General features: G+C 66.7%; 23 protein-coding genes. 8 read left to right on the top strand and 15 right to left on the bottom strand.

What is annotated here, in order from left to right; all coding sequences use genetic code 11:
* Positions 1-56 precede the first annotated feature (56 nt).
* Together IB228_RS17970 and IB228_RS17965 are read right to left on the bottom strand one after the other, a co-directional pair.
* On the bottom strand, positions 57-677 hold the full coding sequence (locus IB228_RS17970) for a glutathione S-transferase (RefSeq protein WP_183637923.1): 621 nt from the start codon (positions 675-677) through the stop codon (positions 57-59).
* A gap of 101 nt (positions 678-778) precedes the next feature.
* Positions 779-1,675 carry a LysR family transcriptional regulator ArgP gene (locus tag IB228_RS17965; protein WP_183637926.1) on the bottom strand — a complete coding sequence of 299 codons (897 nt, stop codon included), beginning with the start codon at positions 1,673-1,675 and terminating at the stop codon, positions 779-781.
* Between the two features lie 101 nt (positions 1,676-1,776).
* Here IB228_RS17965 and IB228_RS17960 point away from each other — a divergent pair, with 101 nt between their 5' ends.
* Positions 1,777-2,394 (top strand): LysE/ArgO family amino acid transporter, encoded by a 618-nt coding sequence (locus tag IB228_RS17960; RefSeq protein WP_192199409.1) that lies wholly within the window; start codon positions 1,777-1,779, stop codon positions 2,392-2,394.
* A 19-nt stretch (positions 2,395-2,413) separates the two neighbouring features.
* Here IB228_RS17960 and IB228_RS17955 read toward each other — a convergent pair whose 3' ends face one another.
* The 3 genes from IB228_RS17955 to IB228_RS17945 all read right to left on the bottom strand — a co-directional run bounded on the left by IB228_RS17955 (position 2,414) and on the right by IB228_RS17945 (position 6,442).
* Complete coding sequence (locus tag IB228_RS17955) at positions 2,414-3,829, bottom strand: GGDEF domain-containing protein (RefSeq protein ID WP_183637932.1); 1,416 nt, start codon at positions 3,827-3,829, stop codon at positions 2,414-2,416.
* A 287-nt stretch (positions 3,830-4,116) separates the two neighbouring features.
* Positions 4,117-5,571 carry a serine hydrolase domain-containing protein gene (locus tag IB228_RS17950; RefSeq protein ID WP_192199408.1) on the bottom strand — a complete coding sequence of 485 codons (1,455 nt, stop codon included), beginning with the start codon at positions 5,569-5,571 and terminating at the stop codon, positions 4,117-4,119.
* 100 nt (positions 5,572-5,671) lie between these two features.
* On the bottom strand, positions 5,672-6,442 hold the full coding sequence (locus IB228_RS17945) for a hypothetical protein (RefSeq protein WP_192199407.1): 771 nt from the start codon (positions 6,440-6,442) through the stop codon (positions 5,672-5,674).
* Positions 6,443-6,672: 230 nt separating this feature from the next.
* Between IB228_RS17945 and IB228_RS17940 the strand changes: the two genes are divergently transcribed.
* Positions 6,673-7,467, top strand: a complete 795-nt coding sequence (locus IB228_RS17940) for a winged helix-turn-helix domain-containing protein (protein ID WP_192199406.1) — start codon at positions 6,673-6,675, stop codon at positions 7,465-7,467.
* A gap of 101 nt (positions 7,468-7,568) precedes the next feature.
* Here IB228_RS17940 and IB228_RS17935 read toward each other — a convergent pair whose 3' ends face one another.
* Together IB228_RS17935 and arr are read right to left on the bottom strand one after the other, a co-directional pair.
* A complete protein-coding gene (locus IB228_RS17935; protein WP_192199405.1) occupies positions 7,569-8,018 on the bottom strand; it encodes a hypothetical protein in 450 nt (149 codons plus the stop codon).
* Positions 8,019-8,113: 95 nt separating this feature from the next.
* Complete coding sequence (gene arr / locus IB228_RS17930; protein ID WP_225562539.1) at positions 8,114-8,515, bottom strand: NAD(+)--rifampin ADP-ribosyltransferase; 402 nt, start codon at positions 8,513-8,515, stop codon at positions 8,114-8,116.
* Between the two features lie 322 nt (positions 8,516-8,837).
* Between arr and IB228_RS17925 the strand changes: the two genes are divergently transcribed.
* Complete coding sequence (locus tag IB228_RS17925) at positions 8,838-9,320, top strand: LuxR family transcriptional regulator (RefSeq protein ID WP_225562521.1); 483 nt, start codon at positions 8,838-8,840, stop codon at positions 9,318-9,320.
* Positions 9,321-9,357: 37 nt separating this feature from the next.
* Here IB228_RS17925 and IB228_RS17920 read toward each other — a convergent pair whose 3' ends face one another.
* From IB228_RS17920 to IB228_RS17900, 5 genes are all read right to left on the bottom strand, one after another.
* A complete protein-coding gene (locus IB228_RS17920; RefSeq protein WP_192199403.1) occupies positions 9,358-10,929 on the bottom strand; it encodes a serine hydrolase domain-containing protein in 1,572 nt (523 codons plus the stop codon).
* 142 nt (positions 10,930-11,071) lie between these two features.
* Positions 11,072-12,604 carry a M56 family metallopeptidase gene (locus IB228_RS17915; RefSeq protein ID WP_183637953.1) on the bottom strand — a complete coding sequence of 511 codons (1,533 nt, stop codon included), beginning with the start codon at positions 12,602-12,604 and terminating at the stop codon, positions 11,072-11,074.
* A complete protein-coding gene (locus IB228_RS17910; RefSeq protein ID WP_183637956.1) occupies positions 12,601-12,993 on the bottom strand; it encodes a BlaI/MecI/CopY family transcriptional regulator in 393 nt (130 codons plus the stop codon). Before IB228_RS17910 ends, IB228_RS17915 begins: the two co-directional genes overlap by 4 nt.
* 97 nt (positions 12,994-13,090) lie before the next feature.
* On the bottom strand, positions 13,091-13,495 hold the full coding sequence (locus IB228_RS17905) for a VOC family protein (protein ID WP_192199402.1): 405 nt from the start codon (positions 13,493-13,495) through the stop codon (positions 13,091-13,093).
* 544 nt (positions 13,496-14,039) lie between these two features.
* The gene (locus IB228_RS17900; protein WP_192199401.1) at positions 14,040-14,432 is read right to left on the bottom strand and encodes a GFA family protein; all 393 of its coding nucleotides are present in this window, start codon (positions 14,430-14,432) and stop codon (positions 14,040-14,042) included.
* A 177-nt stretch (positions 14,433-14,609) separates the two neighbouring features.
* Between IB228_RS17900 and IB228_RS17895 the strand changes: the two genes are divergently transcribed.
* Positions 14,610-15,701 (top strand): alpha/beta hydrolase, encoded by a 1,092-nt coding sequence (locus IB228_RS17895; RefSeq protein WP_192199400.1) that lies wholly within the window; start codon positions 14,610-14,612, stop codon positions 15,699-15,701.
* A gap of 31 nt (positions 15,702-15,732) precedes the next feature.
* On the top strand, positions 15,733-16,131 hold the full coding sequence (locus tag IB228_RS17890) for a hypothetical protein (RefSeq protein ID WP_192199399.1): 399 nt from the start codon (positions 15,733-15,735) through the stop codon (positions 16,129-16,131).
* 78 nt (positions 16,132-16,209) lie between these two features.
* On the opposite strand, the gene IB228_RS17885 is transcribed toward IB228_RS17890, so the two are convergent.
* Positions 16,210-17,079, bottom strand: a complete 870-nt coding sequence (locus IB228_RS17885) for a type II toxin-antitoxin system RelE/ParE family toxin (RefSeq protein WP_192199398.1) — start codon at positions 17,077-17,079, stop codon at positions 16,210-16,212.
* 280 nt (positions 17,080-17,359) lie between these two features.
* Here IB228_RS17885 and IB228_RS17880 point away from each other — a divergent pair, with 280 nt between their 5' ends.
* A complete protein-coding gene (locus IB228_RS17880; RefSeq protein ID WP_192199397.1) occupies positions 17,360-17,971 on the top strand; it encodes a DUF1294 domain-containing protein in 612 nt (203 codons plus the stop codon).
* Between the two features lie 84 nt (positions 17,972-18,055).
* Positions 18,056-18,796, top strand: coding sequence for a hypothetical protein (locus tag IB228_RS17875; protein ID WP_192199396.1), 741 nt, complete (start codon positions 18,056-18,058; stop codon positions 18,794-18,796).
* A 146-nt stretch (positions 18,797-18,942) separates the two neighbouring features.
* Here IB228_RS17875 and IB228_RS17870 read toward each other — a convergent pair whose 3' ends face one another.
* Positions 18,943-19,839, bottom strand: a complete 897-nt coding sequence (locus IB228_RS17870; protein ID WP_183637986.1) for an SDR family oxidoreductase — start codon at positions 19,837-19,839, stop codon at positions 18,943-18,945.
* Between the two features lie 26 nt (positions 19,840-19,865).
* A complete protein-coding gene (locus tag IB228_RS17865; RefSeq protein ID WP_183637989.1) occupies positions 19,866-20,609 on the bottom strand; it encodes an SDR family oxidoreductase in 744 nt (247 codons plus the stop codon).
* A gap of 106 nt (positions 20,610-20,715) precedes the next feature.
* Between IB228_RS17865 and IB228_RS17860 the strand changes: the two genes are divergently transcribed.
* On the top strand, positions 20,716-21,609 hold the full coding sequence (locus IB228_RS17860) for a LysR family transcriptional regulator (RefSeq protein ID WP_192199395.1): 894 nt from the start codon (positions 20,716-20,718) through the stop codon (positions 21,607-21,609).
* The last annotated feature ends 17 nt before the right edge of the window (positions 21,610-21,626 follow it).

Here is a 21,626-nt window from a genome sequence, read left to right as displayed (position 1 = left end):
AATCCGCCCCACGCCGTCGCGGGGATGCCGGTTCCCTCACGCGCTTCGTTGGCGCGTCAGGTCAACGCGGTCATCACCGCGGCCCGATAGGCGGGCCGCGCCTTCAGACGCTCATACCAGGCGGACAGATGCGGCGTGGCCGCGCGCTCAATCGGCATCTCGAACCATGCATAGATGAAACTGCCCAGCGGGATGTCGCCCATGCCGAAACGCTCGCCGGAAAGGTAAGGCTGTCCGGCCAGCGCCTGCTCGGGAATCCGCAGCAGTTCGTCGATTTCGTGGATGGCGGCATGGATCGCATTCCAGTCCTGCTGCTCGGGCGGGGTGCGCAGGACACCCCAGAACACGGTGCGGAACGGTCCGGCGAAGGTGGAGGTGGTCCAGTCCATCCATTTGTCCGCGACCGCCCGCGCCATCGGATCCGTCGCATACAGATCCGCGGTGCCGTACCGCGCCATCAGGTAGCGGACGATGGCGTTGGATTCCCAAAGGACGAAATCGCCATCCTCGATCATCGGCACCCGGCCATTGGGATTTTTCCGCCGGTACTCCGGACCATCCACAACGCCGAACGCGCCGCCGGCATTGATGGATTCATGGGCCAGGCCCAGTTCCCGCGCCGCCCACAACACCTTGCGGACGTTGGAGGAATTGATGCGGCCCCAGATCTTCAGCATGTCGCGGGTTCCTTCGGCAGAGATGGGCGGCGGATGTCCGACGCCCGGTTTGTCGGGCACGCAGTATAGCGACGGCCTGATGATCTCTTCGTTCTGTTTCGTCAGCCGCGCAGTGTTTCCGCCGCCACTTCGCGCAGTGCATCGCTGATTTGCCTGAGCGTGGTGGACCGCACCGCCGCGTGCTGCCAGTACAGCGGCACGTCGATCCAGCGTGACGGGGCGATGTTGACGATCGCCTTCGCTTTCAACGCGGGCGCGGCCATGGAGGCCGGTGCCAGACACCAGCCCAGGCCGAGCGCGGCGGCGTCCACGAAACCTGTGGACGTGGGAAGGTAATGCGTGGGTGGGGCGATGCGCGCGCGGGTGATGCGGCGGACGAAGCGCGCCTGCAGCTCGTCCTTGCGGTTGTAGACCACCATCGGCGCCCGCGCGAGCGAGGCGGCGTCCACGCCCGACGGGAAATGCCGCGCGGCAAAGTCTGGCGAGGCGATCGCGCAGTAGCGCATGGTGCCCAGCGGATGCACATTGCAGCCCTGCAGCGCGCGTGCTTCGGCGGTGACGGCGCCCAGTACGGTGCCGTCGCGCAGCAGTTCCAGGGTGTGATCCTGATCGTCCACGCGCACATCGAACAGGTAGCCGTGGCGCTGGTGCAGGCGTGCCAGCGCGACGATGAACCAGGTTTCCAGCGAATCGTCGTTCACCGCGATGGCGATCGAGCGCGTGGCTGGCGCCGCGCTGGTCTCGGGCAGGAAGTCCGCCAGCGCCTCGGCTTCCAGCGCCTGCATCGGCCGGACGCGCCGCAGCAGTTTTTCCCCGGCGGGCGTGGGCCGGCATGGCGCCTGGCGCACGACGATGACCTGGCCGAGGCGGTCTTCCAGTGCCTTGATCCGTTGCGAGATGGCCGAAGGCGTGACCGAGAGGCGGCGTGCCGCGGCTTCGAAGCTGCCTTCTTCCAGCACGGCGGCGAATGCGGCCAATTGGGGATGGATGAGGTCCATGGGTGGCCTTGATTAGATTTGCTTCATTGCGTGAAGTAAAAACAGTTTGCCTTAATCCAGCGGGCGCGACAGGCTCCCTTCCCGCCCAATGGAACACCACCATGCTGTTTGCCCCCGCCTCCGCCGGATTCGTTGCCGGCGCCGGCCTGATCATCGCCATCGGCGCGCAGAACGCCTTCGTGCTGCGCCAGGGCCTGCAACGCCGGCATGTCGGCCTGGTCGTACTGACCTGCATGTTCGGCGACATCCTGCTGATCGCCTGCGGCGTGGCCGGCATCGGCGCACTGGTGCGGCAGTGGCCGGCGTTGCTGGAAACGCTTCGCTACGGCGGCGCCGCGTTCCTGGGCGTCTACGGATGGCTGGCCGCGCGGCGCGCCTGGCACGGCACGGGTTCACTCTCGCCTTCGACCGGCGCGGAAGCCGACTGGCGCCGGGTGTGGCTGGCCTGCCTGGCCTTCACCTTCCTCAATCCACACGTCTACCTGGACACGATGGTGCTGCTGGGCAGCCTGTCCACCCGCTATGCGGGATCGGCACGGACCGCGTTCGCGGTGGGCGCCTGCCTCGCCAGTGTGGCGTGGTTCTCGACCCTCGGCTACGGCGCACGCCTGTTGCTGCCGGTGTTCCGCAATCCGGTAGCCTGGCGGGTGCTGGATGCGCTGATGGCGGTGTTCATGGGCGCGCTGTGCCTGCTGTTGTTGCTGCGGCCGCTGGACTGAGTTCCGGCTTGCGAGCCCGCTATCGCGCGCCCCGCTCCCGCACCCGGTTCCGTCCCTCGGCCTTGGCCTGGTAGAGCGCCTCGTCCGCTTCGGTCAGCACTTCGTGCGCGCGTCCGCCCTGCACCGCCGCGATGAATCCCACGCCGATGCTCACGGTGACCCGCCCTTCGGGCGTGGGAGACGGCAGCGCAAGTTGTTCGATGGCCTCACGCATGGCCGTGGCAACGTTCAGCGCGCCCGCCCGGCTGATCGACGGCAGCAGCGCGGCGAACTCCTCGCCGCCATAGCGCGCCACCGTATCGGACGACCGCGAGGCGCAGCCCGCCAGCGCATGCGCGACCGCCTGGAGGATGCGATCCCCTTCCGGATGCCCGTAGGTGTCGTTGAGCTGCTTGAAATGGTCGATGTCGATCAGCAGCAGCGCCAGCGAATCGCCCGAGCGCATCGAGCGCCGCCACTCGCGCTCCATGGTTTCCTCGAAGTGGCGGCGATTGGGAATCCGGGTCAGTCCGTCGATGCGCGAGAGCGCGTCGAAGTAGTCGCGTTCCTCGTAGGTCTGGATTTGCAGGAGAACCCCGCGGATGCCTGCACCCAGCGTCGCCAGCACGAAGCCCACGGTGCCCAGCAGGGGCTGCGCCTGCACCACCAGCGCGGAAATCAGCATCAGTGTCAGCGGCAGGAACAGATGGCTGCCGGCCCGCGCCAGGTGGCTGCGGCGCGGCGGATAGACGCGGATGGGTTCCTCTTCCGGAACCTTCCACGCCAGCACCGCCAGCCACAGGAAGGGAAGCGGGATGATCAGATCGGCCCAGTGGCCGAAATCGACATCGGCGAAGAAGTGGTTGATCGCCACCGCGACCAGCAGGTAGGCGATCGCGAAACACGACAGCGCGCGGAAAAACGCGCGGGCGCGGGATGCGGTGGCAGTCACCAGCCGGGTCACCGCGAATACGGCGATGAACAGGTTCTCCAGGTCCAGCATCATCCGCAGATCCAGGAAACCGGCGCTGCCGACGTCCTGATCCGTCGCCAGCGCCGCGGTGCGCATTGCGTACAGCACGCCCAGCGCGAGCGCCAGCACCGCGTCGATCAGCCGCAGGTACCAGGCTTCCCTGCCAACGCTGGCAATCGCGAATGTCAGCGGCACTCCGTAAAGCACGTACAGCAGCAGGCTCGCGGTGCCGGCGGCCGGGCTGCCGGTGCGGACCTGCCACATCGCCATGAACATGCCTGACGCCCATAGCAGCATGGCGACCCCGACGGCCGGCCAGCTCTGGTCCCACCGGCGCGTTCGCCACATCCGCGCCACGCAACTCGCCGCCGCGATCGTCGGCGCGGCCACCAGGAATGGAAACGACGCCATCGGCGCCGCGGCCGACAGACCGATCGCGCACGCATGCGCCGCGACATACAGCATCATGATCAGGTAGGCCATGTCGGCGCCGGTATCCTTTCTCCCCCCGTCATCGCCACTAAAAATTGATCTTCGTGATGCCGGGGTCAAGAGGGGGCGCCGGCAAGCGGACCGGAGCGCCATGTCGTTCAGGTCCACGGGGAAATGACGCTATCCGGATTCCCCTTCGGGCGCCAAGCGTAATGCTGCCCGTCATCCCTCCCCTTGCTCCTGCTGCCGCCAGAGGTGCCTGCCTTGCGCGCATCGGGTTGTCCGGAGACATCAGAGATGTCCTCTAATCCCTGCGCGACGTGTATTCCCGAGTTCCACTATCGCGGCGGCGGCTCACCCGCTGGCACCGCGAGTTGCCGCGCCTTGTCGCGCAGTGCGCTCGCCTTGTCCATGTCGCCTTTAGCCGCGTGGGCCTCCGCCAGGCTGTCCCAGACATTGGCCGACGCGGGAAACAGGACGGTATTCAGTTCGAACACGCGCAATGCCGCGTCCACGCCCAGGTTCTCGCGCACGGCGTAGCCGGTGGTGTTGACGAGTCGTTCCAGTTCAGCGGCGTCGAGGACGCCGCCTGCGCGAATCGTCCGGGCCTGCGCCTGCACATCTCCCTCGACGGGAGCCTGCAACGCGTACGTCACCAGCCTTTCCGACAACGCCTCCGCCGTGAACCGTTCCGGCGCCGTCGCCGCCATCGCGCTGTCCACCAGCACGCGCGACCAGACATTCCGGGTACTGCCATTGGTCAGATAGGCGAAGACATGGACGTCTTCGTCCAGCGAATTCTTGAACACGATGCGGACCCGCACGCGGGCGCCACCGTCATGGCCAACCTGCCGGTAGCCGTCGCTCTCGCCGTACTCCCAGCCGGCGGCGAACCAGCCGCGCTTTCCGCCGGACAGCGTGCGCGGCTGCCAGAGGCGGCGCAGTGTCGCCTTGCCCACCAATTCACCCGAGGTCATCGCCCGCAGGAAACGGCCCAGGTCGTCCAGCGTCAGATACAGGCCGGCATGGCCGTAGGCATAGGCGGGCCAGGCCAGATCCTGTTCCTGTTGCAGGCGACCTTCCTTGCCGATGTAGCTGGTCACCACGCCTCGAGGGGGCAATCCGGCCGGACCCAGCCAGGTGTGGCGCATGCCGAGTCTGCCGAGGATGCGCGTCTCCACGATCCGCGGATACGGCTTCCGGTAGCGGGCTTCCAGCAGCGCGGCCAGCACCAGATAGTTGGTCTGCGTGTAGCGCGTGTCGGTGCCGGGAGCGAACTGCATCGGCCTGTCCGCCAGCGACGTGAACACACCCGCCAGATCCGGGGCGAACACCGTGTCCGCCGCCGCGCCGGCACCGTTCCGGTTGTCGAAGTATTCCGGCACGCCGGAGGTGTGATCGAGGAAATTCCGCACGGCAATGGTCCGCCAGGTCGCCGGAAGTCCGGGCAGGTAGGTGCTTGCCGGCGTATCCGGATCCACCTGCCCCTTCTCGACCAGTTGCATGATCAGCGTGCTGGTGAACAGCTTGGCCAGTGAATAGGCGGGAAAGACATCGCCGCTCGCGACCCGTCGGCGCGTTTTCACGTCGGCCTCGCCGTCCACGCCCCGGAACACCACCTTGCCATCATGCGCGACCAGCAATGCCTGGCCGGCGATGCCGTAGCGCTCGCGGTTGAGCGTCATTTGCCGTTCCAGTGAACGGGACAGCGTGTCGTCGTCGCGCGCGAAGGCGGCACCCGGCAACACGGCAACCAGCACGATCAGCATCGCCATCAACCTTTTGCACTTCATTCCGTCGCTCCTGTTGCCGGGCCCCCACCCAACCTCCCCCGCAGGCGGGGGAGGGGCAGTTTTTTGCTTGCCTTGTGATGCATGCGATCTGGCCAGGCGCTCACTGGACGAAGAAGGCGGTGCGCGCCACGCCCGCATTGTTGCTCGGCCCCATCCAGGCGCGCACTTCCAGCTCATGCAGCCCGGGCTGGTCGGCGGGAATGTCCGCGCCGAACAAGCCGCTGTCCGGATCGAACCGGAGCGGGTAGCGGCGCGGCGCGCCGCCGTCGACCGTCACATGCAATTCGACCTCGGTGTCGGCCACGCGCCACGGCCCCTGCGCGGAAATCGTGCAGCCGCACAGCATCGTGACCCCCGCCCGCACCGGCACGTTCGTACCGGTCTTGATCCACTGATAGGCGACCGGGCTGGCCAGATCGACAATCAGGCCCGGCAATTCCAGCAGCCAGCCATCGCCCGCGGTCAGGTGGCGGCCCGGCAGGATCCACTGCGTGCTGGTGGCGGTCGTGATGGCCTGCGGTTGGCCGAGCGGCCCGGTCACGCTCGCGGTGACCCGGCGCGGACCATCCAGATCGAGGGTCGTCCGGAACAGCGCCGAATCGGCGGTGGAAACTTTCCCGCCCGGTTTTCTTCCGGCGTCCATGATGAGCCGGGTGTCGCCGGTGCTGCCCGATGTCTGGCCCCGGACCAGGATCTCGCCGGTGTCCGCATCGCTCAGGACCACCCGCACCCGCGCGGTGTAGCCGCCGAGGAACTTGGCGCCCCGCGCCAGTACCCGGACTTCCACGTCCGTCCGTTCCGCATGGGCCGGACCGGCCACGCCGGCGCAGACGAGAAGAAGGCACCACGCAACACGGATGGGAAAATGCATGAACAGGCTCCAGGGGAATGTGGAAAGACGACAGCGACGACCGCCCGATATCACCGGCATGCCTGCCGTCAGGGCGGACTCGCAGGGGGAAACCCTTCCCGACCGGATACCGGCGGCGCGGTCCGGAAAAGCCTGGGGCCATCTGGCAGAATCGGCCACTGACATGTCGTGACATCGGCTGACATGTCGTCACCGCAAGGCTTTCGGGCCACGGGAATCAGGAGAAAGCGATGCTGTGCTTCGATGACGTCCGGCTGGACACCACCACCTTGCAGGCGTTCCGGAACGACGTTCCGCTGGATGCGCCGCCGCAGGTGGTGGAAGTCCTGGCCTACCTGATCGAGCACCGGGATCGGATCGTTCCCCGCCAGGAACTGCTCGAACGATTCTGGCCACGCGCCGGCACCGGCGGCGACGCCGCCCTCAACACCTGCATCCGCCGCATCCGCACCCTGCTGGAAGACGACGTCGAAGCCCCGCGTTACATCCAGACCCGACCTCGCGCGGGCTATCGCTTCATCGCCACGCTGGCCAGCGAAGTCGATGCGCCGGGACCACCGCCCCCGACCGCGCGCACCCCGAACCGGTGGCCGCTGGCCGGCGGCCTGCTCGCCGTGGCGCTGGGCATCGGCGGCGCGCTCTGGGCGCACGCGGCGCTCTCCCCGCCCCGGCATCGCATCGCCATCGAACCGGTGCAGGGTCTGTGCGAATACGTGCTGTTCCCGAAATTCAATGCCGGCCTGCGCGAAAGCCTGACCGCGCGGCTCAGCCACCACCTGCCCGCGGGCTACAGCGTGGCCGCCGACAGCCGGGAAGCGGATCTGCATGCGCGCGTCAGCGTCCGGCAGACGCCCCGGCGGACCGTCGTGGTGCTGACCCTGGTCGACAAGCGGGACGGGCGCCTGCTGTGGTCGGACGAATTCACCGGCGACACGGACATGGACGACTATGTGCCCTTGCAGCGCTCGCTGGCCGAGCGCATGGCGGCGGGACTGACCGGCGCGCTGGAAAACAAGCGCTCGTGACCGCAACGATGCGGCCGTGATGGCGCATCGCGACACCGGCGGCGGATGGGCGGCCCGCTGACGTCACTGGGAGCGACGACTCCACACCCGCTTCGCCCGCATCATTGCCCGACCATTCGATACTCCCCGGGCGCGCCGAGGACGGCCTGGAACGTCCGCGCCCCCCGCGAATACGTATGCGTGGTGTCGATGGTCAGCGTGCTGTTGATCGGCATGCTGTGGGTAGGCGCGTTGTTGGTCAGCGCGATCGCCTTGCCCCCGGGGTCGCACGACCAGAATCCGGTCGAGACCTCGGCGAACGGCACGCGCGCCGCCACCCGGGCAGGTTGTCCGGGTTCGGGCAAGCTCATCCATTCGATCCACACCCGGCAACTGACATGTTCGAAACCGACGCTTTCGACCACGACGCGGTAGGTTCCCTCCCGGGCGTCGGCTTTCCAATGTCCGCCGCTGATGGTCGTCGCGGGCGTGGTTGCTTCATCGGGCCAGGCCATAGCCGTGGGCGCGGCGGGCAGGAAGATCGCATACAGCAACGCGGTGGACGTCTTCATGATTGACCCGTGCGATCCCGGGATGCGGCCGATGGAACGTCATTACAGCGCCCGGCGCGCCTTGGCACAACGACGGCACCGAAGCGGCACGCGGTTCACTCCTCGATCGCCTCGATACCCTGCTGGCGCAGGCTCTCAAGATGCGCACGCATCTCCGCCACCCGCTCGGGGGCATGCCCCTCCCACGCCGCGACCTCGCCGATGACGCGGAAGGGATGCGAAGAACGGTATGAGCGGGTGGGATTGCCGGGAAACCGCTTGTCGGTGAGGTTGGGGTCGTCTTCGATCGGCCCGGTCGGCGCCACGAGGTAGATCCTGCCCGGTCCGTCCCCCACCGCCAGTTCCGCGCCCCAGATCGCCGCGTCCAGGGTGGCGGAAAGGTAGACGAACCGGGACGGTCGGCGACTGCCGTAGTTGGAGGTGCGCCCCGGCGCGATCAAATCACCCGCTTTCAGGTCGGCCTTGGTGCCGTGGTAATAGGTTTGCGAATCCGCCATCGCCTTGTTCCGGTGTCCTGCCGTTTCGACAGGGCGGCGATGCTGACGCATGGGCGGGGCCTTGCCGCAAGTCCCCCGCCGTTATATAAATTTGTGGCGGGAGGCGCGTGGCGTCTCCCGTTTTCGTTTTCACCGCCTTGGTTTGGCCCGGTTCTCACTGGGCGACTGGAAAAACCGTCCGGAGGCCGTTCCCGGCCTTCCCGAAGCAGACTCGACCGTGGTCTCGGGCAGAATGTCGCAATCTGCCAATTACATTCCCCCGGGCCGGCGGTACGCTTGCTTCCTTGCGCCCGTACCTCATCCCTCCCCTTCGGAGATTCCCATGAAGACGATGTTCGCCATCCTGCTGACCGCCGTCGCACTGCACGCCGCGCCAGTCCTCGCCGACTCGCCGGTATCGTCTCCCTTGACCGGAAAGTGGGCGATCGACGTTGCCAAGCTGCCGATGCCTCCGGAAGCGCGGCCGAAGAGCGTGACCCTGGAGTTCAGCACCCAGGCCGACGGCAAGTGGAACACACAGGTCAAGATCGTCAATCCGGATGGCAGCACGATGCACTCCGATGCCACGCTGCCCTTGGACGGTACGCCGGGTCCGGTCACCGGCGACTACTGGGCCGACGTGTCGGCGATGAAGATGCCCGCTCCCAACGTGCTGGTGCTGCAACTGGCGTACAAGGGCACGCCCTCCTCCACCCGCATCTACACCGTCACCGGGGACGGCAAGACGCTGACCGAAACCAAGGCCTTCTTCAGCAAGGAAGGCAGCCCGATGCTGCAGACCACGACGTTCAGTCGCGTTCCCTGACAGCCTGGCCAGCGGTGGAGAATCAATATCCGCCGCCCTACCGGGTCGGGCTTGCACCCGCGTCCGGCGACATCGGCGGTGTTGCCTGCCGCCGGTAGTAGGCGCGAGCGGTGGGCGTTTCCACGCTCAGCGCCCGCACGACGCCATGAGCGTCGCGATGGAAGCGCAGTTCCGCGTCGTAGCGCGCGGCCAGGAAGCGCACCGGCGTCAGCGGCAGCAGCGGCGATGATTCCTCCGGCTCGTCGGACGGGCCGACCGTGAAGGCGCCATCGGCCCGCTTGACTTCCAGCGCGTCGAATTCGAACCGGTCGGCCAATTCACCACGCAGGTCCATCGGAACAGCCGCATCCAGCCGATAGGTGCCGGCGTAATCGGCATAGGCCGGCGCGCTGGTATCCAGCGCGATCGTGCGGACCAGCGGCTTCACGCCGTGCCCCAGCGCATCCGACAGCGCATTGCGGATTTCACCGCGCAGTCCCTTGCTGTTCTTGCCATTGGTCAGGATGACGAAGCCATCGCCGGAGTCGAGATAGCCCTCGAACCCGGCGTGGTAGCTGTCGTTGTCGCCATTGTGGAAGAACCGGCGCGTCGCGCCGGTACCGGACAGTTCCGGGCCCAGCCCGCGCGTGCCCGGTGAAACCTCGCTCATCATCTGTATCGCCGTGTCACGCGGCAGGAAGTCGCTCCGGCCCTGATAACTCTTGATCAGCGCGCCGACGAATGCGCCCAGCTCGTTGGCGCTGGTCCACAGGCCCGAGGCGGCCTGCTCCGGAAACGCTTCCCAGCCACGCGGCAATGCGGTTGGCCGGCCCTGTTCGTCGTGTGCCTTGGCGATGTTGCCGCGCCGCGCCGGCAGCGGATTCTCGAAGGTGCTGCGGCGCATGCCGATGCGTTCGAAGACCTGCGCCCGCGCCGCTTCGACGAACGACGTGCCGGTCACGTCCTCGATGACCTGCTGCTCGACCATGACACCGCCACCGGAGTAATCGCTCTCCGTACCCGGTTCGCGCTTCAGGCGGACCGGATCGTTCTTGGCGGGCGGGGTGCCGTCGAGGGTCTGCACCAGCGTGGGCAGCTTCTCGCCGGGCAGATAGTCCTGGAATCCGTGCACGGTCAGCCCGGAGGTATGCGACAGCAGCATGCGCATCGTCACCGTGGGATTGCGGATGCCTGGGGCTTCCGGGATCCGCCACGACGTCATGTAGCGATTGACGTCGCGATCCAGATCGATCCTGTCCTGCGCGACCAGTTGCAGCGACGTCGCCGCCGCGACCACCTTGCTGACCGAACCCACCGAGAACAGCGTGTCCGCATCCACCGCATCTGGGGTGCCGGCTTCGCGCACGCCGAAGCCGGCGGCGTAAACCACCTCGCCATTCCTCAGCACCGCCACGGCCACGCCGGGCACCTTGTAGTGCGCCATGCGCTCCTGCAATGACCAACGCGGCACGGGTTCGCCCGCCTTGAGTAGACTGGGGCGCAGGCCCTGCGCCAGAGCGGTTTTCAGTGGCGCGGTATCGCCACCGGCCGGCGCCTGCGCGCCCGCCATGCCCATCACGCCCGCCAGCATCAGCGCCGACAGCATGCGGACCGATCTCCTGTTCTTCATCTGCAATCCTCCGTTGATGCGTTGATGAGTGTTGTCGCGCGGGGCTTCAAGCACGGCGCCGCCCGCGTTGCCGCGCGTTTCGCGGCGACGGCGGCTTTTTCTGCATCCATCGGGTGCCCTCCCGCCCGATGTCGCGCGTTCTTCAACCTCCGGCTTTCGCGCCCTGCTCCAGCAGATAGGCACGCACCGCCGGATCGCGGGTCTGGTTCAGCGGTGTGCGCCAGCGTCCCAGCCAGCCGTCGGCTTCCACGCCCAGATTGACGTCGGCACCGCGTTCGACCAGATAGCGGACGGTCGGAAGATGGCCGGCGCGGGCGGCATTGATCAGCGGCGTTTCGTCATAGGTCACCACGCGGTTGACGTCGGCACCGGCGGCGACCAGGCGCTCCACGATTGGCTGTGCGCCCAGGCCCGAAGCCACGATCAACGGATTGCCTTCGCCGAGCGAGGCCCGGTTCGGATCCGCACCGAGTTCCAGCAGCGCATCAACGGTCCCCACATCCCGCGAGCGGACCGCCTGGATCAGCGCCGTGCCTTCGTCGAGCACGCGCGCATCCACGTCGGCGCCCGCCCGGACGAGTTCGCGCGCCATCTCCCGATCCCCGTCGCGGGCGGCGGCGAGCAAGGCAGTGACCTGCGCATCGGGTTTGGCGGCACATCCCCCGGGCACGTCCAGGCGCGGCGTAGCCGCTACCGCCAGGCCGGTGCACGCCGTCAGCAGGGCGACACTGAGCGCCATCGCGCCACGGCGCCGGGCGAAGCCGGCTCCCGCACCGTCCTGGATCAACCCATCAATGCGCTGCGCGAGATGGCCGCGATGCTCGACCATGCCCACTGCAAGCCACTCGCGCTGTTCGCCCAGATCCAGCATGGCCTCGGCGCTGGCCAGCAACGAGTCGGCGTAGTCGGTCGGCGCATCGCAATCCTGCGCGGCGCGCGCATCGCAGGCCATTTCCCGCGCCAGTTCCAGGCGTGCATTGATGGCGCGCAGGAACGGATTCCACCAGAACAAGGCCAGCAGGCCGCGCAAAGCGGCGGCGAGCCAGAGATCGCCACGCCGGATATGCGCGATCTCGTGCCGCAACACGTCGCGCAGCGCGTCCACCGGCAGGCTCTCCACCAGGCCGCACGGAACCAGAATGCGTGGACGAAGCAGCCCGACGACCATCGGCCCGTCGGCGGCGGTGCTGGCGATGCGCGCGTTCCGTGGCAAGGCCACGCCCAGCGTCGCTTCCAGCGCGGGCGCGGGCTGTGCCACGCGGCGCAGGCGGCGCGTTTCCCGCCATCCCTCGAACAATCGCATCCATTGCCATAGCAGGCCGAGCCCCCACGCCAACACCAGCACCGTCGAGAAGGAGCGCGGAACTTCCAGATACATCGTGTCAGGATGTTGTCCCGCCTCGTACACCGCCTCATCCGCGCGCGCGCCTTCTCCCGGCAGCACGACGACGTGCTCGGGTTCGGTGACCCGCGCCGGCAGCGTGGTCGTCCAGTCCGGCAGGAACGATGCGAACGGCAACGCCACCGCCAGCGCGAACACCCCCAGCAGCAGCCATGAGCGACGTTCGGCACCCAGCGCGCGCAGGCGCATCAGCCACACCGCGACGCCGAACAGCACGATGCTCAACAGCAGGTGCCGGACCGCGAAAGCCAGCACCATCTCGATGATGTTCATTTGCGTCCCTTGGCCCTGGCCTGGTCGACCTTGTCTTGGAGTGCCTTGATTTCCTTGCGGCCGATGCCTTGGTCCTGCAGCAGATGCTGGGCCAACAGGTTCGGCGACCCTTCGAAGAACTGCGACAGCAGATGGTCCAATGCCTGCTGGCGGGCTTCTTCCCGGGTGATCACGGCCCGGTAGATGAAGGCTCGCCCTTCCTGGCGATAGCTGACGAAGCCCTTCTTGCCAAGAATGTTGAACATCGTCAGCACCGTCGTATAGGCCGCTGGCTTCTGCTTGGACAACTCGTCGGCAACTTCGCGGACGGAAGCCTCGCCGCGGTCCCACAACACCTCGAGGATCGCCTGTTCGGATTTCGTCAGCGTGGGCGAAGCGGGTCTGGCCATGCCGGATCTACTTGTTAATTAGTTGGCGGATGGAATCACGGGCCGGGACGGCTGTCAACTAGTTAATTCGTAGATTCGATTGCCCCGTGCCGGGCGGTCAGGCTCCCTTGTTCTTCTCGTCCCAGGGCATGGGTTCCCACAGTTCGACCTTGTTGCCGTCCGGATCCATGATCCAGGCGAACTTGCCGTTCTCGTGCGATTCCGGGCCAGCCACGATCTGCACATCCTCCGCGCGCAGCTGGGCGAGCAACTCATCGAGGTTGTCGACGCGGTAATTGATCATGAAGGACGATTCGCTGGGACTGAACCACTGGCTGTCCCGCTGGGCGAGATGCCACACCGTCAGTCCGCCGTCCTCGGCCTTGTCGTCCGGCCAGCGCAGGACGGCGCCGCCCCAGGACTCCAGCGGCATGCCCAGGTGTTTCTCGTACCAGGCGGCCAGCGCGGCGCTGTCGCCCTTGCACTTCAGGAAGACGCCGCCGATTCCGGTAATCCTTGCCATCTCCGCCCCCAACCCGTTGAGTTGCCGATGCCGAAAACCAGCCCGCGCGGGCGAATGCTCGGTGGGTCGCCGCCGGGAGTCAATGGGCAACCGGCCACCGCACCCAGGGGTTCACCAGGAATTCGTCAACGCGTGTCCTCATTGGCACAGGCCAGGGCACCCGGAGGCATGAATGGCCCGCCATTTTCGGCGACGTCCTTATCGGTGTATACGCCAGGGGAACACAGATGTTGGCATCCCCCGCCGATGTGTTTGGCACCTCCGCCAAGCTCGCACTGGACCAAGCATTTGTCCGATTTCGTGCTGCATCGCAGCGCTGCATGTTTGACCGTGCACCAGGTGCCCCGGAGGTAGTCGCTCGCATTCAGGGACGAAATGTCGCACTCACCGGAATAGGGCGACTCTGGACGGGAAGCGCACCCCATCGTCACCAGTGCGACGACACATGTGCCTATCCTGAAACACCAGACGGCCAATCCTTTGCTACGCATCAAAGTACCCCTGGCACCGAATGAACGATGTCGCGACCCTATACCATGGCGGGCTATTCCTCGAACCTCCCCCCTTCCTCGCGATCCCGCTCGTATCGCTTCCCCAGCGGGAACGCCGGCAGCCATGCCTCCCGGCGGACGGTCCAGCACTCGTAGGTCGGCACCAGCTGATCGGGGACGTCCAGCGCCCCCAGATGCAGTTCGATTTCATCACCACTGCGGGCGAACACCGAAGAGCCGCAACGCGGACAGAAATGACGCCCGGCGTAGTCGCGGGTTTCACCTTCGATGGTCACCGCTTCCTGCGGGAACATCGCAGCCGCAAAGAACAGCGCGCCATGATGCTTGCGGCAATCCAGGCAATGGCAGATGCCGACCCGATAGGGACGTCCCGACGCCACCAACCTGACGTCGCCACACAGGCAGCCGGCAGTGAATCGCTCCATGGGCGCATGTCCTCGTATCGGTCGGTCTGCCCTTTTACAACATCGGTGTTCGGTTCGCATGTCCGGGCACGCGGCTTGGCCGAAGCACGATCCGCCACGCTTTTCCGCATTTGCGGTGTAGTGGAACAGACCGGACGGATGCTATGTTCGCCCGGCCGCCAATCCAGGATGGACGCCATGCCCGTAGTTGCACGACTCGCTCTTCTTCTCGGCATCTCCCTGTTCGCACCGCACGCGCTCGCCGGGGCGCCGGTTTCGGAAACCGGCGAACTCCAGGGCGCCCCGTGGCGCATCGATGTTCCGGACAACTGGAACGGCGAACTCATCATGCTGGCGCATGGATTCGAACCCGTCGGAACGCCACGCCCATCCGCCTGGCCCGCGAACGAGGCCACGCCCGCGCTGCTCGGCGCCGGCTACGCCGTGGCGCAAAGCGGTTACCGCACCCAGGGCTGGGCGGTCGCCGACGCGATCGCGGATACCGAACGCCTGCGCCAGCATTTCATCGCCGGGCACCCGGACACCCGGCGCACCTGGATTCTCGGCTACTCGATGGGCGGCGCGATCGCGGTCGCCAGCCTGGAGCGGCAGTCCCGCCATTACGACGGCGGGGTCGCGCTGTGCGGCGCCACCCTCCCCGGCGACACGCTGGCCGGCGACTTGCTGACCACGCTGGTGGCCTTCGACTACTTCTTCCCGAAGGCGGAAGGATTGCCCATGGATGGCCTGGCCTCGCCGGCGGCGGCCGCGCTTCCCCAGATGCAGCTCCACCAGGGCATCGCGGCGGCGCTGCAAACGCAGCCGGAAACGGCGCAACGACTAGCCACCCGCATGGAAGTGACACCCGAGGAACTCGCGGGCGTGATCAGCCTGCATGCACTGGTGTTCCATGACATGGCCACGCGATACGGCGGCATGCCGGTCGGAAACCAGGACACGGTCTATGCCGGATTCGGCGATGACGCGGCCTTCAACGCCGGCGTGAAGCGCTACCCGGCGGATCCGGCGGTCAGTGCCAGGTTCGCCGACGAACTGGCGCTGACCGGCGCGCTGAAGCGACCGCTGGTGATCCAGTTCAATCACCGCGATCCCACCATCGTGCCGCGCATGCAAGGCGTCTATCCGCAGCTGGCGGCCAAGGCAGGGGCAACGCCACTCCCCACGGTGCTGCCGGCGGCGGGCGAAGGACACTGCGGCTTCTCCGACGAGCAGACCGTCGCCGCATTGAAAGTGCTCGCCAACAAAGCTGAGGAAACGCCAGCTCCTTGATCGCCCAACAACGGATGGACCAGTACACCCCATGGACCTGCTCGTCTATTTTCTGTTTGTGCACACATTTGCGGCTGGCATTCTGGGCATCTTCGTCTTGAAGCATGTGGCCGCATGGAAACTCTCCACCGAGTCCATCGAAAGCCCGGATTTTGGCAGGCGTTGGTTCTATCGTTACCTGACCTTTTCGTTCTGGTTTCTACTTTCGTTTCTTTCCCTAGGTCCACTCACCACCTGGCAGGTTATTAAACTTCCAGAAATCCAAGCATTCGGACGCAATCATCCTTGGCTCATTTTTGCCCTGAATATTCCGCCGACAATGCTTCTTTATTACTTCTACCGGAAGTTCACGATTTGGGCAGACGCTCGCAAGATAGAGGGGCGAAAACGGCTGGCCGCCAAGTTGTCGGCAAAAGCCCGCAGCCGCTAGTGCCCAGTCGAGGGCTGAAGCCGTTGTCGTAGGAATCAACCGGTGGAACGAGAGAGCATGCGGCTACGCCCCGGACCCTCATCGGTAAGGCCCGGGTCCGTTCCAGACTAGTTCGCCCTGTTTGTAGACCTGCATCATGTTGACGGCCTGGCGGGCGTCGCCGATGGCTTTCATTTCCGGTGCGTCCGGATCCAGCGCGCGGCATTTTCCCGAGCCGCGCTTCAGCGCGATCTCCAGCGGGCAGACCATGTAGTAGCGTGTTCCCGGCAGCGGCAGGAACAGTTCCTTCATGCCCTGGTCGGCCCAGGAGCGCAACTGGACTTCGTTGCGCACGTCGTAATAGACCAGATAACCGCCCAGTTCCATGCTGGGTCCGTTGGCCGTCATGTCGCGGCCGCGTCCGTTGCGGATGGCGGGGCTGTTGGTCATCCCGGCGTTCTCCGGCGCGGCGTCTTCCGCCATCAGGCCCGGCGGCCGTCCCGTCCATGTCTCGGGACGGCGGCGGGCCGACGAGGGCGTGCTGGGCGGCTGTGGCTGCGATTGGCTCTGGCGCGAGACCGTGCTGGGGCTACGTCGCGCATCGCGACTGTCGGACGGCATCCGCGCCTCGGGCGGTACCGGATCGTCGGCCCGGTCGACCAGCCTGGACGGGATGCGCGACGCCGCGGGCGGCGGCGGGACGGGTTCGGGTGGGCGCGCTGGCGGCGGGCTGGGCGGCGCCTGCACGGGCTGGTCGGACTGGTTGGGTTCGCCGATGAAATCCACCCGGACCCGGCTGCCCCCGGCAGCGCTCTGCGGTGCAGTCACCGTGGGCTTGGAGGAATACAACAGGATGAACAACATCAACAGATGCAGCAGCGCGCTGAACAGCGCGGCGATCCAGGATTGCGAGCGTTCGACCCTGGGATCGGCTACCCAGGTCTCCACGCGCTTCGAGGCGTTGCTCATGCCGCCAGGGGTGCGTGGGGGATACGGGCCATCATGGGGGAGATCGACAGTACGCGACGTGGGGAGTTCCGCATGGTAACGCGTCAGGGTGCGGCTTCCGATCCGGAACTTGTATAGGTTCCCCACTTTCCCGTCGCCGGTCCGCGTCTCTTCCCCCCAACTCGACGGGCCGGCGCCCGCGCGGCTTGTGAGCCAGCCACCGGAAACATAGGATCGCCCGCATCAGGGGATGGCGCGCCCACCGGCGCCCATGGACAAATCGCGTGGCCGGAGCACTTCCATGAGGTTCGCAGGACGCATCACCGACTGGAACGGCGAACGGGGCTTCGGTTTTGTCGTCCCCCACGGAGGCGGCGACCGCGCCTTCGTTCACGTCAGCGAATTCCAGCGAGGTTCGCGACCGCCGGTGGTTGGCGATCTGATCTCGTACGAAACCAGGAAAGACGCCAAGGGCCGATTGAACGCAAAGACCATCCGTTTTGCCGGCCAGAAGATTGAAGCCCCCGGGAAGCACCGACGCATTCCACGCCTGGGCATCGCCCTGGCGTTCTTCCTTCTGGTGGCGATTTTCACTCTTTTCGGCAAAGTCCCCGTCATGGTTTCGCTAGCCTACCTGGGCGTCAGTCTGGTTTCCTATGTGCTGTATTGCCTCGACAAGGCAGCGGCGGAAAAGGAATATCGCCGGATTCCGGAAACGACTCTCCATTTCATCGACCTTCTTTTCGGTTGGCCGGGCGGGCTGGTCGCGCAGCAACAATGCCGGCACAAAACCGCGAAGGATTCATTCCAGCGCACTTTCTGGCTGACGGTCCTGTTGAATCTCGCAGGTGCGTTCGTGCTGGTCGCGAGCGGCATCGCCCAGCGGCTTTCCAGCGCCTTGCTCGGGGCCTGACAAGGCGCGTATCCGAAGTCGTTCGACGATCCGGCGCGGTTCGTCGTCCGGTATCACGACATCGTCCATCCGACAGCCCGCGACATGAAACCGATCCGCAGATTCAATCTTCACCTGGCTCCCCTGCTGGACTTTCCGACGATACGAAGCGGTCGGGTCATCGACAGGCTGAATCGCGTCGATAGCACGGAGTGCCCTCTGTTCATCGCCGCGCTGGAGAGCGGTTTCCTGCACGCGATGCCGAAACTGCGCGAGGTTCACCTGACCTTGCTGGCATCGGACCGGGAGGAGGTGGCGGAAGCGCCATCGGAGCGTCGAGGTTCCGCCCGCGTCACGGTTCGTTTCGACGCGACGTCCGTGCTGGACGCAAGCGACGCCGACCTCGGCTGGCGGCTCTACCGGGCCGGCCTGTTGGGCCTGCTCGCGATATGCGATCACGGAATCCCCGATCACGCATCGCGATCCGCGCTCGGCTCCCTCCACGCATCGATCCCGCTTCCCCGGGCGCATCCCTTCCCGACCGCCACGAAGGAGCAATGGGCGCTCTTCCATGCCTACTCCCTTCATTCGGAGGGGAAAGCATCAGGAAGCCTCACCATCGAACTTGCAGCGCCGGAAGGCAGTCCTCCGGGCTACGACTTCCAGCCCGTCTTCGACCAGCTGACCGCCGCACTCGCCGACAGGAAACTCGGTACTTGGGTGGGAGACAGCGGAAACGACATCGAATTCAAATCGAAAGACCTGAACACCGCGCGGGCTTTGGTGGAGGACCTGCTTGCAGGCAGCTTCGCGGGCAGCTTCAAGATTGGTCTGCTGCACGACTAGCGTCCCGCCAATCGGGCGGCTTCGGGCATCGCCGTCGACGGATCGCGTTCGCCCCCGCACGGTATCGGGCCGGGCAGTGCCCGGCCCAGGCCGAATTCGCATCTTGCGGCTTCGGACGTTCCGCGAAGTCGTTCCAACGGGTTCGTTCAACGCGATACCGGCTTCAGCAGATCCTCCATGCCGAGATTCCGGTACATCTCGCGGCGCACGCGGTCACCCACGGCGTTGACCGTTTCCGCGCCGTCCTGCGAAGGATCCACGTGCACGCGGAAGGGGCGTTGCCCGTGCGGCAGGTCGACCACGCGGGCGATGGCCGCCGCCACGTCGTCCACGTTGGCGTCGGCGGGTTCCAGCGCCTTCAGTCCTTCCAGGATCCGCTCGGGCACGCCGGCATAGGGACCGGTGTCGTACTCGGCCGCACGCGCCGCGTCGGCCGGCTTGCCCGAATGGGCGAAGTGGTTGGTGCCGGCGGTATAGGCGCCCGGTACCACGATGGTGGTTTCGATGCCCCAGCGGGACAGTTCGGTCGAGTAGGACACCGCCAGCGAGTCCATCGCCGCCTTGGCGGCGAAGTACGGCGCCAGATAGGGCGGCGTGCCGCCGCGCGTGCTGCTGGAACCCACCCACACCAGCAGTCCCCTGCCCTGTGCGCGCAGGTGCGGCAGCGCCGCGCGGTTGACCCGCTGCGTCCCGACCACATTGACGTCATAGAGTTGCAGGTATTGCTCGGGCGAGAACGCTTCGGCCGGTCCCAGCACCATGTGGCCGGCGTTGTGCACCACCCCGTCGAGGCGGCCGGCATCGGCCAGGATGGCACGCACGGCGGCGTCGGCCGAAGCGTCGGACTGCACGTCCAGTTCCAGCGTGCGCAGGTCCACGCCTTTCTCGCGCGCGTACCGCGCCGCCGCTTCCACCTGCGGCGCGTTGCGCCCGGCGGTGTCGCGCATGCTGGCGTACACCGTGTGTCCCCGGTCCGCCAGATGGCGGGCGGTCAGGGCGCCGAAGCCGGACGAAGCGCCGGTCACCAGGATGATCTTGTTCATTGCGAAGTCTCCGGAAGGAAAAGGGTTCAGACCATGCCGCCGTTGGCGCGGATGACCTGGCCGTTGATCCAGCCGCCCTGCGGGCCGGCGAGGAAGGCCACGACCGCGGCGATGTCCGCCGGCGTACCCAGACGCTCGAGCGGATTCATCTTCGCCAGGCGTTCGATCAGTTCCGGCGACTTGCCTTCCAGGAACAGATCGGTCGCGGTCGGCCCCGGCGCGACGGCATTGACCGTGATCGCGCGCCCGCGCAGTTCCTTGGACAGGATCGCCGTCATGGTTTCCACCGCCGCCTTGGTCGCGGCGTATACGCCGTAGGTTTCCAGCTTGGTACCGACCAGGCTGGTGGACAGGTTGACGATGCGGCCGCCGTCGCGCAGGCGGCGCGCCGCTTCGCGCATGCCGTTGAAGCTGCCCTTGAGGTTGATGGCGATCAGCCGGTCGAACGCGGCATCGTCCACCTGTGCAAGAGTGGCCTGTTCCAGGATGCCGGCGTTGTTGATCAGCGCATCGACGCCGCCGTAGCGGGCCTCGGCCGCATCGAACAGACGCTGCACCGCGACCGGATCGCTGACGTCGGCCTGCAGGGCGATGGCTTCCGCGCCTCCGGCGACGAGGCGGCTCGCCAGCGCCTCGGCGTCGTCGCGCCGGCCGGCGTAGTTGATGACCACCGCATGGCCATCGGCGGCCAGGCGTTCGGAAATGGCGGCGCCGATGCCGCGGGAACCGCCGGTGACGATGGCGACCGGACGGGAGGTTTGCGTGTTCATGGAGGGGGCTCGTTGGACCGCCCGATTGGCGGTGGAGCTACCTTATTGGCGGAGCTGTTCCGGATAATCTGGCAATATCCGCCAACACTATTCGGGAATCCGGACAATGGACCGCTTCGACGCCCTGCGGGTCTTCGTCAGGATCGTGGAACGCCGCAGCTTCACCCGCGCCGCGGAGGATCTGGCGCTGCCCCGCGCCACCGTGACCGACGCCATCAAGGCGCTGGAATCGCGCCTGGGCGTGCGCCTGCTGCAACGGACCACCCGCCAGGTCAGCCTCACCCTGGAAGGGGAAATCTTCTACGCCCGCTGCCTGCGCCTGATCGCCGACATGGAGGACGCGGAAGGCGCCTTCCGTGATACGCGCCCGAAAGGCCCTCTGCGCATCGAAGTGCATGGCACCCTCGCCCGCCATCTGCTGTTTCCACGGCTTCCGGCGTTCCTGGAGGCCTATCCCGACATCGAACTGGATGTCAGCGAAGGCGACCGCTACGTGGACCTGGTGCGCGAAGGCGTCGACTGCGCGGTGCGCGTCGGCGAACTGCGCGACAGCGATCTCGTCGCGCGCCGCCTGACCCTGCTGCCCGAAGCCACCGCCGCCTCGCCGGCCTACTGCGAGCGGCACGGCATGCCGACGGACGTGGATACCCTGGAAACCGGCGGCCACGTGATGGTCGGCTTCAAGTCGACCGCCATCGGCGCGCTGTTGCCGCTGGAGTTCCAGCAGGAAGGACGCGTCCGCCACCTCACCCTGCCCACCCGCGTGCGGGTCAGCGGCGCCGAATCCTACGTGGGCGCGGCCTTCGCCGGATTCGGCATCATCCAGGCGCCGCGCTACCGGCTGGACGGCTATTTCGCCACCGGCGCGCTGGTGCCGCTGCTCGAACGTTTCCCGCCGCTGCCCAGCCCGGTCAATATCGTCTACGCGCGCACCCGCCTGCCGTCGCCACGGCTGCGGGCGTTCATCGATTGGGCGAGCGGGGTTTTCGACGCGGGCTGACTCCGCGCCCGAACGCG

The organism is Pseudoxanthomonas sp. PXM04 (genome assembly GCF_014851695.1).
In the GTDB taxonomy this organism is placed as follows: Bacteria; Pseudomonadota; Gammaproteobacteria; order Xanthomonadales; family Xanthomonadaceae; genus Pseudoxanthomonas_A; species Pseudoxanthomonas_A beigongshangi.
Note: the sequence above shows the minus strand (reverse complement) of the source record. Positions and strands in the feature narration are given on the sequence as shown.

Coding starts and splice junctions, on each gene's coding strand:
- IB228_RS17945 (WP_192199407.1), bottom strand. CDS start 6,442: ATGCATTTTCCCATCCGTGTTGCGTGGTGCCTTCTTCTCGTCTGCGCC.
- IB228_RS17875 (WP_192199396.1), top strand. CDS start 18,056: ATGAAACCGATCCGCAGATTCAATCTTCACCTGGCTCCCCTGCTGGAC.
- IB228_RS17970 (WP_183637923.1), bottom strand. CDS start 677: ATGCTGAAGATCTGGGGCCGCATCAATTCCTCCAACGTCCGCAAGGTG.
- IB228_RS17880 (WP_192199397.1), top strand. CDS start 17,360: ATGAGGTTCGCAGGACGCATCACCGACTGGAACGGCGAACGGGGCTTC.
- IB228_RS17865 (WP_183637989.1), bottom strand. CDS start 20,609: ATGAACACGCAAACCTCCCGTCCGGTCGCCATCGTCACCGGCGGTTCC.
- IB228_RS17910 (WP_183637956.1), bottom strand. CDS start 12,993: ATGGCCAGACCCGCTTCGCCCACGCTGACGAAATCCGAACAGGCGATC.
- IB228_RS17870 (WP_183637986.1), bottom strand. CDS start 19,839: ATGAACAAGATCATCCTGGTGACCGGCGCTTCGTCCGGCTTCGGCGCC.
- IB228_RS17950 (WP_192199408.1), bottom strand. CDS start 5,571: ATGAAGTGCAAAAGGTTGATGGCGATGCTGATCGTGCTGGTTGCCGTG.
- IB228_RS17900 (WP_192199401.1), bottom strand. CDS start 14,432: ATGGAGCGATTCACTGCCGGCTGCCTGTGTGGCGACGTCAGGTTGGTG.
- IB228_RS17915 (WP_183637953.1), bottom strand. CDS start 12,604: ATGAACATCATCGAGATGGTGCTGGCTTTCGCGGTCCGGCACCTGCTG.
- IB228_RS17890 (WP_192199399.1), top strand. CDS start 15,733: ATGGACCTGCTCGTCTATTTTCTGTTTGTGCACACATTTGCGGCTGGC.
- IB228_RS17935 (WP_192199405.1), bottom strand. CDS start 8,018: ATGAAGACGTCCACCGCGTTGCTGTATGCGATCTTCCTGCCCGCCGCG.
- IB228_RS17920 (WP_192199403.1), bottom strand. CDS start 10,929: ATGAAGAACAGGAGATCGGTCCGCATGCTGTCGGCGCTGATGCTGGCG.
- IB228_RS17960 (WP_192199409.1), top strand. CDS start 1,777: ATGCTGTTTGCCCCCGCCTCCGCCGGATTCGTTGCCGGCGCCGGCCTG.
- IB228_RS17885 (WP_192199398.1), bottom strand. CDS start 17,079: ATGAGCAACGCCTCGAAGCGCGTGGAGACCTGGGTAGCCGATCCCAGG.
- IB228_RS17940 (WP_192199406.1), top strand. CDS start 6,673: ATGCTGTGCTTCGATGACGTCCGGCTGGACACCACCACCTTGCAGGCG.
- IB228_RS17955 (WP_183637932.1), bottom strand. CDS start 3,829: ATGGCCTACCTGATCATGATGCTGTATGTCGCGGCGCATGCGTGCGCG.
- IB228_RS17965 (WP_183637926.1), bottom strand. CDS start 1,675: ATGGACCTCATCCATCCCCAATTGGCCGCATTCGCCGCCGTGCTGGAA.
- IB228_RS17860 (WP_192199395.1), top strand. CDS start 20,716: ATGGACCGCTTCGACGCCCTGCGGGTCTTCGTCAGGATCGTGGAACGC.
- IB228_RS17905 (WP_192199402.1), bottom strand. CDS start 13,495: ATGGCAAGGATTACCGGAATCGGCGGCGTCTTCCTGAAGTGCAAGGGC.
- arr (WP_225562539.1), bottom strand. CDS start 8,515: ATGGCGGATTCGCAAACCTATTACCACGGCACCAAGGCCGACCTGAAA.
- IB228_RS17925 (WP_225562521.1), top strand. CDS start 8,838: ATGAAGACGATGTTCGCCATCCTGCTGACCGCCGTCGCACTGCACGCC.
- IB228_RS17895 (WP_192199400.1), top strand. CDS start 14,610: ATGCCCGTAGTTGCACGACTCGCTCTTCTTCTCGGCATCTCCCTGTTC.